Here is an 11679-nt window from a genome sequence, read left to right on the forward strand (position 1 = left end):
ATGATATTAATTTAAAATTGTACGTCTCCACAGAAGTGAACCTGCAATCCCAGTTCAGACATGGCTGCTGCTTTAATCCGGCAAGCGCGATGTGCAGATGCCTCGTCAACAGCATACACCACATGAATATGGTTTGCTTTGTGTTTTGCCATCAGCTGATTCCGGCTTACTCCTTTTAAAACTGCATGCATAATTGGCCATTGCTGTGTTGTTCCTTCCCATCTTCTCCGGGTTTCCTCTTCAGGAAGTGAAACCACCTCTCCCACACCTAAATCGCAATGAAGTGTATTATCTTGAACGTAAACTCTGCTCCAAACAATATAACCAGGCTTGCTTATTCCTTTTAACGTACCGCCGCCCAATCTGAAATACATTGGCGGCTGCCTGTCGCTTGATGCCCCTTTGTATCCGCCAATAAAATGTGCAGGTGGAGCTGCCCCCGAAATGAGGAAAACCCATACAAATTCGTCCTTGCCGGCGATATTAAAGTTTTCGCCCCAGCGAATATCATGCAACGTGTTTTCGCCCGGCAAACCAAGTTCTTTCCATAGATGATAAGTAAGTAAGGCGTCCAGGCCTGCGCACTCATCCACTTCGTTAAAATGTGGCAGCGCCTGTCCGGGATATAATTCTCTTCCATCTGCCGAAAACACCGGAGGCCTGTCCTGATTATTCAACAAACCTTCCACCAGATCGCTGGCTACGGTAAGATCCTTCAAGCCTTGCTGATACTGAATACCGATAGTATCGCAGCCAAACTCGTCGGCAATGCGAACTGCCGCTATGTACATTTTGCATTGTTCGAGCGTTTGTTCTTCCGTTAATTCCGTTTCCGGATCACTCCCCCAATTAAAGGTCATTCCCTTGCTGAAAAGCCAATCCAGAACGGCGCGCGCGTCTTCGTTACTCACGTTGCGCATCGCCGCATAAAGAGAAGACTGACTCAAACGTTCTTTAAAAATTCCGGTCTGGTGCAAGAGCTCGTCAGGTATGATGGCATTGTACATACCCATACAACCTTCGTCAAATACACCCATTATTGCTTTGTCGCTTTTTAAACGGGCGGCGAAAGCACGGCCTGTCTGGTTGTCTTCGGCGGGTATAGCAGATAATGCATTGCTTTTTACATGGCTAAGATCATGCTTGATTGTACCTGTTTCTATCCATTCTTTCAATCCTTTCGCAAAAAACTGATCCTTAAAATCTTCACTCCAAAGCGTACTGTATTTTACATTTGCTTTTGTAAGACACCCGTTTAGGTTCAGCATCCCTACCAAACCCGGCCACTGCCCGCTCCAGTTAGCAACTGTTAAAATCGGACCTTCATGAGTAAATAAACCCGCCAGCACATGGTGAGAATATTGCCATACGCTTTCCGCTACAATCAGAGGTTGTTTTTTATCGATGCCACGAAACACCTCCATTCCCATTTTCTGCGAATCAATAAAGCCGTGCTTTTTTGCATTATCATACAAATGTGCTCGCCTTACCGTCCGGCCTTGCTTTTCGATGGCGGCCCTTAGCAAATTCTCCATTTCTTCCTGCGCAGCCCAGCAGCTTTGATTAGCCGAAAGCCTAAGATCTCCGCTTGCGACAATTAAAATCTCGTTTTTTTCGCTCATATGATTTGAATAGAATAATTAATTGTAACAATTTCATCGTTACTGATGCGTAATGATGAGAATGATATATGTTTATAATCAGCTTTTTCGCTAACGCTAACAATACAAATGTGTAGAATAGAGGGACTTAAATTTTGCTGATTTTTATCTATTTAGTGTAGGATGTTACCATTGCATTGAAATATATTTCTATATTTAAAGTTCATATATATTAAACACAGGTTGAACCTAATTTGTAAGCAGCATGAAGCCACTTTTTCATAAAGTTCCTGTAAAGCTTGAAAGTTCTTTTAGTATCCGGCATGATATTAAGCCCAACTTCGTTGGAATCTGGCATTATCATCCGGAGCTTGAACTGCATTACGTGATCAAGGGCGAAGGCCTTAGGTTTATTGGAAATAATATCAGCAACTTTTCGCCTGGCGACCTTGTTTTAATAGGTGAAAACCTGCCTCATACCTGGAGGTGTACCGAGGAGTATTTCCAAAATAGTCCCGACCATGAGATTGAGGTAATTGTAATCCACTTCCTCCCCGATTGTCTGGGAAAATATTTACTGAACCTGCCCGAAGCCTATCATTTACCGAAGCTATTTGAAGCCGCTAAAAGCGGGATGGCGATTACCGGTAAAACCAGACAAAAGCTTGCAGGGTTAATGAGGGAGGCGTTAAGCGCTACCAATCTCGACAAGATTATCGTTTTACTTAAGATCTTAAAAACGCTTGCCGAAACTGATGAATATAAAACCATAGTTTCCGGACAAAGCACCTTCTACCAGTCGAACGAAACCGATACTATAAGATTGAACAAGGTTTGTAATTACACTCTTACTAATTATAAGAAGGATATTACGCTGGAAGAGATCTCTTCGATCAGTAACTTGAGCGTAACCTCTTTTTGCCGCTATTTTAAATTGATGACAAAGAAAACGTATTACGACTTCCTGATCGAAATACGCATCAGTCATGCATGCCGGGCCTTGGTGGAAGATAAATTACCAACCGAGGTAATTTGCTTCGACTGCGGATTTAATAACGTTTCCAACTTCTACAGGCATTTTAAGAAAGTTACAGGTATTACTCCTTTGGAGTATAAGAGAAAGTATCTTAATAAGTCTAAGCAGAATGTTGCCTAGCTGTTGCTATTTATTGTCATCGGATGAATAGGCCCCTTTGTCAATTTCATCCGATGACGAGACACACACCCCTTGACCTTACCTTGACCTTAGCTTCACCTTACCTTGACCTTACGAAAGCAATACTACAAAATCTGCATTCGGGCATAAACCTGCTTTTCGCTTAAATCTCGGCTAAAAACATCCATTCCCGCCATTCCGGAACCAATACTCGAAGCAATCATCAACTCGAAAATTATCTTCGATCATCGGATGAATAGGTCGATTTATCAATTTCATCCGATGGATTAAGCGAAGTTTTACAGCATTGTACCCTGGATTAGTTGTCGGATGACTTACACGATTATCGATCTACAGAAATCAACATCAGTCATCCGATGACTAACCGGATCAAGCATCTATCCCATCACCGTCTTAATTTCCTCATAATCGCGGTAGAGCGTATCAATTTGTAACTTCAGATCGGAAGTAAAAAGGCCCACATTACGACGGGTGAACGTGTCTATGTTTAATCCTCTTTTTTGAAGAAAATATTTTGAAACAATGGGATACACATTATGCATCACATCCATTTTGTCGATCAAAAAAGCCTGCACCCTATCCACTTCTCCCTGTAATTGGGGATTATTGTAATTGTCGCATAACCAGACTATCAACTCGGGAAAATAGTTCCCCTGAATACAAGATAATCCGGCCGAACCTGCCTTTAAGGTTTCCACCGCGTGCGCCATATAAGCATCGTATAATCCAAAGTTCGGGGTACCTTCGGTTACAGCGAGCTTCTCTCTGATCTGGTTTATATCCAGGCAGGTGTCTTTATGGTAAATCACTCGGCCTGTTGCAACAAAGGTTTTTAATTGCTGTGGCGACAAAAGTCTTTTGTATGGCACCGGACATTCGTAAAAACCTACCGGGACGTTTGGGGTACGTTCAAGCAGTTCGAAAACCCGTTCGTTAAAAACCTCATCCGGTTCATCCTGCTCTGCCAGCGAGCTGTTTAGAAGTATTACAGCGGCTGTCCCGGTATCATGCACCTTATTAACAAAATCGGCCTGTTCTTTGATCGGTCCGCCGAAAGTACCGGTAGCAACCACGGGCACGGTTCCGTCAGTAACCTTAATCACATGTTTTATAATAGCGATCCGCTCATCAGCGCTCAGCTCGAACATCTCACTGGAAAGGCAATTGGCAAACAGTCCTTTTGCTCCGGCTTTTAAATAAAGTTCTGTTAAACTTGTTAACGTATCAAAATCAATGCTTCCATTATCGTTAAAAGGAGTGAGCATTACTGGAATGAATCCTTTTTGTGTAGTTGTCATTATAAAAAAGTGTTAATGTCTGAATAAATGTTGTTAAGCCGTTGCCGACGACTTTCGCAGTCGTGTAAGAAAGATCCCAACTAAAAAGATTGTAAGTGTTCCTACCACAATGATCATGTTTTTATGAAGCGGACTTCTCAGAAACTCATAATCGCTTGGGATAAGATGTGAAAATGTCATCCACAGAATTACGAGAATACCGATAATGGTAGCGGTTAATGCTTCGTGGTTTTTAGCCTGTCGGCTGATAATCCCAAGAAGGAACAAGCCTAGCATACCTGCTGCGAAAATTCCGGATAACTCCCACCATACGTCGAGGATACTCTTTACTCCGATCATGGCAATTCCTGCAATTAAGCCCAGGAGGCCGAAAACAACGGTTGCCACATGTAATAACCTCAAAGTTTGCTTCTCATTAATTCCGGGCTTAAAGTATCGTTTATAGATATCCACTGAAAATACCGTAGCAGAGGCGTTCATTCCCGAACTAATCGTACTCATTGCTGCAGATAATATTGCCGAGACTATCAGTCCCACCAAACCTGCTGGAATTTTAGTCACCATAAAGTGCGGCATTACCTTATCTCCATAATCTGCGGGTTGTAAAGACGTGGCCATGGCTGCAACTTCGGTCGCAGAGGCGCCCACTCCTGCCCTCTCCACGGCAACTTGCTGCTTTATAGTCTCAATAAGTTCCGGATTAACCTGATAATAAGCGAACAAACAAGAGCCTATAATAAAAAACAGCAAAGAGGCTGGAACGTACAACCACACACAGAGCCAGATCGATTTCGCAGCTGCTTTTTCGGAGGATGCGGTGTGATAGCGCTGAATATAGTTCTGATCCATACCAAAATTATTCAGGTTAATAAAAAATCCGTACAGAAGCACCACCCAAAAAGATGCTTGCGTGAAGTCAGGCAGAAAACTTCCCAAACTAAATTTATCCTGCTCAAGCCCTATCTCAATGATTTTGGGAACACCTCCCGGCATTTCTGTAATGATGAGATAGAGAATCAATACGGCGCCAAACGTTTTTACAACGGCCTGTACCACCTCTGTCCATATTACCGCCTCAATGCCACCCATCACGGTGTAGATAATAATTACGATGCCCATAACAATCATAATCATTTGCATAGAGTATCCGGTTAGGGCCTGAAGACTCAATGCGATGCCGAAGAAGATAGATCCCATACGGGCGAGCTGAGTAAGTAAGAAACAAACAACGGCATAGGTACGAGCCCAGGCACCAAAACGATGCTCAAGATGTGTATAAGCAGAAATTTCGCCGGTACTCCTATAAAAGGGCACGAAATATCTCGAAGCCACCCAGGCAGCTAATGGCATTGAAATGCTAAAAACAAACGCATTCCAGTTAGATCCGAATGCCTTACCGGGAACCCCCAGAAAAGTATTACTGCTAAGGAAGGTTGCGTAAATAGACATTCCGATAGCCCAACCGGGAATCGTACCTGAAGCTGTGGTGAATTGTTCGGAATCTTTATTTGTCCGCGAAAAATAGAACCCAACCAGCACCATGGCCAGAAGGTATACTACGATTACTGCAAGATCAAAAAGCGGAAGGCTGTTCATTAATAAGTTGTAGGCTTTAATAAAAAGGTTAATTCAAATATCCATCGCATCGGCGGCCATTTCCTATAGCATTTTCTCCAGGTTTTATATGATCTTAGCTAAGCATAAAAGATAAAAGCCATAGTGAATCACTATAGCTTTTATCATCATACAAAAGACTTGCTTTCTAAGCTGTATTCTGAATGAGTTTATCTATTTAAAATTCTAATAACCATTATTTCCAAATTCATCTGCATTCTGAATAGTATTCAGGAAGTTAAACGGAATAGGTCTATTGTAGTGTCTGGCAGGAATAAAACTTGCAGCAGCCCTGGAGTTATAAGATGCTAAGCGGGTTTCAAACGCTTTATGACGTTTTAATAAGGCCCAGCGATTAAATTCACCGCAAAGTTCGCGTGCATATTCATCAAATACATCGTTCATGGTTGCTGTAGTCAACTGCATACCCGTTCCGGTATTGAAATCTGCAGGATTACGGACTGCACGCTGACGCAATACATTTAAATGTGCAGCAGCTGCTGCTCCAGTTCCGCCTGAACGCAGAGTGGCTTCGGCAGCAATTAGATAAACTTCTGCCATACGCATTACTATGATGTTACCTAGTTTTTGCTGGAAGTTTCCACCGAGCCATCCTCCTTCGAAATTGTGGTTAAACTTCATCATAGCCGGGAACAGAGTGGCCAGGCCTGATGGCTTTAATCCGTTATTTGGATTATTCGTTTTGTACGTTCCGCCTGTTGGATCTGCCGGATCGAACAAGTCATCAATATTCACCGTTACATAGGCCCGCGCTTGTTTGTCTGCGGCGCTAAGTGGTTCTTTGCTCAAATATGCGAAGAATCTATCTTCGTCCGGAGCCAGAGGATAAGGATGCACGTTCGCATTTGGAACAGTCTGCAAAGCTGAAATTGCTCCTGTATGAACACCCTTGGGCCACACTTTAGGAACGTATTGCCATGTAGCAAAGGTGGGCGCCATTTTGGCGTTTACATCTACATAAGGATATATCTTTTTTCCTTTATGCGAAGGGTCGATACCATATTTGGCAGCCATAGCTTCGGTAAGTTCAACTGTTGCGGAATTATAAGTTACTCTCGCGGGAGCGGGAGCATTGCTTGCACCACCATTACTCGCGATAGCCTGCTCCGACGAGTAATTTGTGAACGCAGTTGCAAAGGTATTCTCCCATCGTTTATCATATGTTGCATTAAAGCAATTGACCAAATATTTCGTAGGTGCAACAAACGCCTGGTTTAAACGTCCATAATAGGCATTTGAGGTATTAGAGTTTACGCTTCTTTTGAAAACATCTGATGTTCCGAATGCATCATCGAACTTAGGATAGAAATGAAGATAATAATTTGGCTTGGTGTTGCTAGTGGCTACATTATATGAAGGATCATAGGGGTTCAATCCATAAGCTGTAAATAAAGCCTCAGCATTATTTCTATTGTTGGCATCGGCAAAAACCTGAGCAAAGTCGGGATACAACATTGCGCCGTAGGTAGCTTTATTGTTAATTAAATCTTCTGCTACTTCTTTAGCACGGAGCCAATACGATTTGCCTTCTTCAGTCAACCCTTCTCCGCCTCCCTGAGCATACACACGGGCAAGAAGACCGAGCGCAGCTTTCTTGGTTACGCGCTGAGGATTGTTTTCAAATGGCGTTACCGGCAGATCTACCGCCGCAGCTTTTAGATCTGTAACAATTTGAGCATAAATTTCAGGAACTTTCACACGTGTCGGACGTAAATTCTTAACGGGATCGTCGGTCAGAACTAATGGAATATCTCCAAAATTCGTTACTAAAACTGAATAGTAATACGCTCTCATCAACCTCGCTTCTGCTACCAGGATTTTGATATCATTGGCGTTTCCATCCTTTAGCTGAGTGGAAAGTTGGATCGTTTTATTGCAATTATTGATAGCGCCCCAGCCAAAATCCCATACATTTCTTACGTGCGCAGAATTGTTCGTAAATTCTTCGTACGCCATCAGTTCCTTTACGCTCGAGCCATTGGCAGGAAATGTCCAAAGGTCTGTACCAAGCTCAGCAACAAGACCGTATGGCATATTTATAAGAGAACCCCAAAGATTTGAATAAATATTGGATTGATAGGCTTTAAAGCCATTATAATCTCTCAATACATTTTCTTCGGATACGGCAGCTGGATTAAACTCCTCCAGTTTGCATGAGGGTACAGATAGTGTGATGAGCAAGCCTAATCCACACCTGTATAAAACTCTCTTTGTTGTTATGTTAATTTTCATGTTTATAATTTTTTATTGGTTTACCATAGAGCGGCGAACAGGCTTAATACAAATCACGTTGTTCGTCTATCCCCGGCTTTATCACCTAATTATTAAAATGTTACATTCAAGCCTACAACAACCTGTTTAGTTAATGGATAATCCAGTTCACCATTCATTTCAGGGTCATACTGCTTTAACAGATCATTTTTTGCAACCACCAAGGGATTGGTAACAGTGGCATACAAACGCATTCTCTGCATTGATACTTTTTCAATGATGTTTTTGGGCAAAGTATAACCAAGAGTAATGTTTTTGATTTTAAAGAACGAGCCGTCGACATAGCTAAGACCCGAAAATCCAGTCATCGTTGAAGGCGCTTCCTGGAAGTTCATTACCGGAAAATCGTTGGATGGATTTTCTGGTGTCCAGTAGTTAAAATGTTCTGGAAATGTTCTCGATGGACTCGCATTAAGTGCGAATGAGCTTGGCTGATACCATCCCATCATGGTGTAGTTGATGGTTTGCCCCCATCTGAAATAAGTATATACACCCAAATCAAAGCCCTTGTACTTAAAGTTGTTTTGGAAACCCAACGACCAGTCAGGAGTATTATGGCCAACAATCTGGAAATCATTGTTCCCTACGTTGTATCTGGAATTGGCAGCTGTTAGAGCAGGATTATACTTCTGAGCCTCGGCAAGATTCGTATAATAATACGTTTCTGTACCATCTGCAGCTTGTTTCACAAAAACACCGGCCCCAACGCGGGTCATCCCTGGAACATTTACTTTCAAATCTCCCGGACGTTTACTGAACACTGCGGCATCAGCCTCTTCGCCTATTTGCCAAACTCCGTCTAACTTAAAGTTACGGAAAGAAGCTATCGGTTCACCAATTGTTAGTGAGTAGTTTCCCGCAGCGCGATTTTCACCATCCGATACATTAAGGGTAATATTATTAGCTGTTCCTCCTGTTAACTTTACAATTTTCTCTCTGTTTCGTGCAAAAGCAATGGCGGAAGTCCATTCAAAATTTCTGGAAACTATATTTCGGGTGTTCAATGTAAGTTCTATACCCTTATTATTGGTTTCAGCGACGTTAATGTTGGTTTGATAATAAACACCCGGTGAATACGTTCCATAAATTGATGGCGAGGTAACGTTATAAATAACCCCATCTGTATTTGTATTATAATAATCTAGAGCTAAATCTATCCGATTTTTGAATAGTCCGGCATCTATACCCACGTTTGTGCTTTTTGATTTCTCCCATCTCAGATCTGCGTTAGTAATAAACGGTGAATTACGAAAAATAGGATGGGCTACCCCACCCAAAGACATGTCTCTGGTCTCCATGGTCTGCACAGAACTATACGGAGGAATACTTGCCGCCCCTGTAATACCCCAACTTGCACGAAGTTTCAGATTATTCAACCAATTTTTGGTACCGACCATAAAGTTCTCGTCCGAAATTCTCCAGCCTGCAGATAGAGCAGGAAAGTTTTCCCATTGGTTGTCTTTGTATAGTGCTGAGGCCCCGTCTCGGCGCAAGGAAGCCGAAAAAAGGTACTTGCCTAAAAAAGAATAGTTTACGCGTCCCATCAATCCTAAAGTTTTCTCCATCTGATAATTAGATGTAGCGCCTGTATTATCCTCACCTTGGAAATTATACCATTGGAAATTATTGGATGTAATGTTTGTTTGATTCATTTGGGTTCCCGTAGATTGTCTATGAAACCAGGAAGTAACACCGGTAAAGGTTAGATCGTGTTTGTCAGCCAGATTTAAATTGTAGGTCAGGATATTTTCCCATCGATATCGTTGACTGCGATTTTGATCGATTTGAGCTCTGGCAACGTTGGAATTATTATAAGTATAGGCGACAGAACCAATACCATCAAAGCGATAAGTATTGTTATAATTAAGCAGTGCACTGGCACGGGTTAAAAAGGTTAGACCTTTTAATGGCCTGATCTCGATATACGGATTTATCATTAAACTCGTATTATTCTGCACATTCCCATACACACCGGGCTGATAATTAAGAAGAAGGTTGTATACGTTGTTGCCCAAATCCGGATTGAGCGATCCATCCGCCTTGTAGGGTCTCACGAGCGGGTCAGTAACCAATGCGTTTTCTAGTTTGTCCTGCGCTCTGTCTCTGTCTACATATGAGCCCTGAAGATTACTTCCAATCGAAAGCCACTTCCTGATCTTATGGTCAATCCGCATAGTTGATGAATATAGTTTATACTGATCTCCGGTATACTGACCCTTTTCATCTGTAACGTTGAACGAAATATATCCTTTAGTTACATCATTCGCACCTGAAACACCCAGACTATAATTCTGTGTGCCCGCATGATCGCGTAAAAACAAGTCTGCCCAATCGACAAACTGCCCCTCCTGGAACGTGTCATATCTCGCAGCGCCAAAGATCGCTTCGTCATCAGTCGGAGACTTCCAAAGCGCATTGGTTGTTGTCCATTTTTGAGCCGTGGCATCGTATGTATATTTATACGCATCGCGTTTAGCCTCTAAATAAGATTGGCCTGTTCGCATCTTCGGGGTAACCGAGAAGCCGTTATAACCATAATAGGAATTAAAATCAATACTTAATTTTCCGGCTTTTCCGCTTTTTGTTGTAATAATAATGACTCCGTTGGCTCCCTCCGAACCGTAGACAGCAGTGGAAGACGCATCTTTTAACACCTCGATAGATTCAATATCATTTGGATTTAGTGTTTCATAATCCCCGGGGAGCCCGTTAATAATAAACAAAGGTGTTCCGTCTGCCTTAATGGACCTATTGCCACGTAACTGAATACTAACTCCTTCACCCGGTTGTCCCGATGAACGGGAGATATCTAAACCAGCTACTCTTCCCTGTAATGACTCTATAGGATTGGGCCCCGGCCTCGCCGTAATTTCCTCGGGCTTTACCGAGGAAACAGCGCCTGTAAGATCGCGCCTTTTCGTGGTACCGTAGCCCACCACCACTACTTCGTTTAGTGAGTTATCACCTGGTTGAAGTTTAACACTCAAGGCAGTACCTGCATCCGTTACCTTTAACTCCATATCCTGGTATCCAAGGAAGCTTACCACCAATACATCGCCAACGGCAGCATCTATCGTAAATGAGCCGTTCACATCTGCAACCACGGAGTTCCGTGTGCCTTTCACTGTGATGCTTGCACCTATCAGGGGCTCGTTGTTCTCATCATAAACAGTTCCTCTGATGGGGAGTGCCGACACAGAGCGGATTTTTTCAGTCGTGAATTCTTTGGCTGATAATTCTAAGGGGCCCGCTACTAAAAAAACAGAGAGCATTTTAGTAACTAACAGCGCTTTTTTGAGGCTGCCCCCTTCAAGTATCCGGAGGCGCGTGTGACCCATAATCTGGGTTTTTGATAATGTCAAATCCATGAATTTGTTTTTAATTAATAATCGGTTAGTTAAAAAGATTTGTCGTAGAGTTTCTTCACGTTCGCCAAATCCATCCAGTGTATTAAGCTTGGCCTGTTTCCACGGAACATCATTGTCGTTCGCTCAGACCGCTCCTTCGGCGTTCAGGGGTATGAATCTGTTTTAAGACCTGCAAAAACAGCCATAAAAAATAGTAGAGATTGTTTCATATCATTTGGTTTAATTAGTTAATAAAATTATCGCAGGATGAAAATATTTTACAATAATTCTCCATTAAACACTAAATGTGTTTTTAGAAAAATGAAGTAATTCGATCTATTTTATACTAC

6 protein-coding genes are annotated in these 11679 nt (G+C 42.4%); 1 reads left to right on the forward strand and 5 read right to left on the reverse strand.

Going from position 1 to position 11679, the window contains the following annotated elements; genetic code table 11:
• Nucleotides 1-11 precede the first annotated feature (11 nt).
• Nucleotides 12-1622, reverse strand: a complete 1611-nt coding sequence (locus tag J3P43_RS18115; RefSeq protein WP_255905069.1) for a fucose isomerase — start codon at nucleotides 1620-1622, stop codon at nucleotides 12-14.
• A gap of 244 nt (nucleotides 1623-1866) precedes the next feature.
• Between J3P43_RS18115 and J3P43_RS18120 the strand changes: the two genes are divergently transcribed.
• Nucleotides 1867-2757 (forward strand): AraC family transcriptional regulator, encoded by an 891-nt coding sequence (locus J3P43_RS18120; RefSeq protein ID WP_255905070.1) that lies wholly within the window; start codon nucleotides 1867-1869, stop codon nucleotides 2755-2757.
• 398 nt (nucleotides 2758-3155) lie between these two features.
• Here the strand turns inward: J3P43_RS18120 and J3P43_RS18125 are convergent, their stop codons facing one another.
• From J3P43_RS18125 to J3P43_RS18140, 4 genes are all read right to left on the reverse strand, one after another.
• Entirely contained in the window at nucleotides 3156-4076 is a 921-nt protein-coding gene (locus J3P43_RS18125) for a dihydrodipicolinate synthase family protein (protein ID WP_255905071.1), read from the reverse strand.
• Between the two features lie 33 nt (nucleotides 4077-4109).
• Nucleotides 4110-5672, reverse strand: coding sequence for a sodium:solute symporter family protein (locus tag J3P43_RS18130; protein WP_255905072.1), 1563 nt, complete (start codon nucleotides 5670-5672; stop codon nucleotides 4110-4112).
• 204 nt (nucleotides 5673-5876) lie between these two features.
• Entirely contained in the window at nucleotides 5877-7943 is a 2067-nt protein-coding gene (locus tag J3P43_RS18135; protein WP_255905073.1) for a RagB/SusD family nutrient uptake outer membrane protein, read from the reverse strand.
• 92 nt (nucleotides 7944-8035) lie between these two features.
• Nucleotides 8036-11350 (reverse strand): SusC/RagA family TonB-linked outer membrane protein, encoded by a 3315-nt coding sequence (locus tag J3P43_RS18140; protein WP_255905074.1) that lies wholly within the window; start codon nucleotides 11348-11350, stop codon nucleotides 8036-8038.
• Between the last annotated feature and the right edge of the window lie 329 nt (nucleotides 11351-11679).

This window comes from Paradesertivirga mongoliensis (assembly GCF_024436395.1).
Lineage (GTDB): Bacteria > Bacteroidota > Bacteroidia > Sphingobacteriales > Sphingobacteriaceae > Paradesertivirga > Paradesertivirga mongoliensis.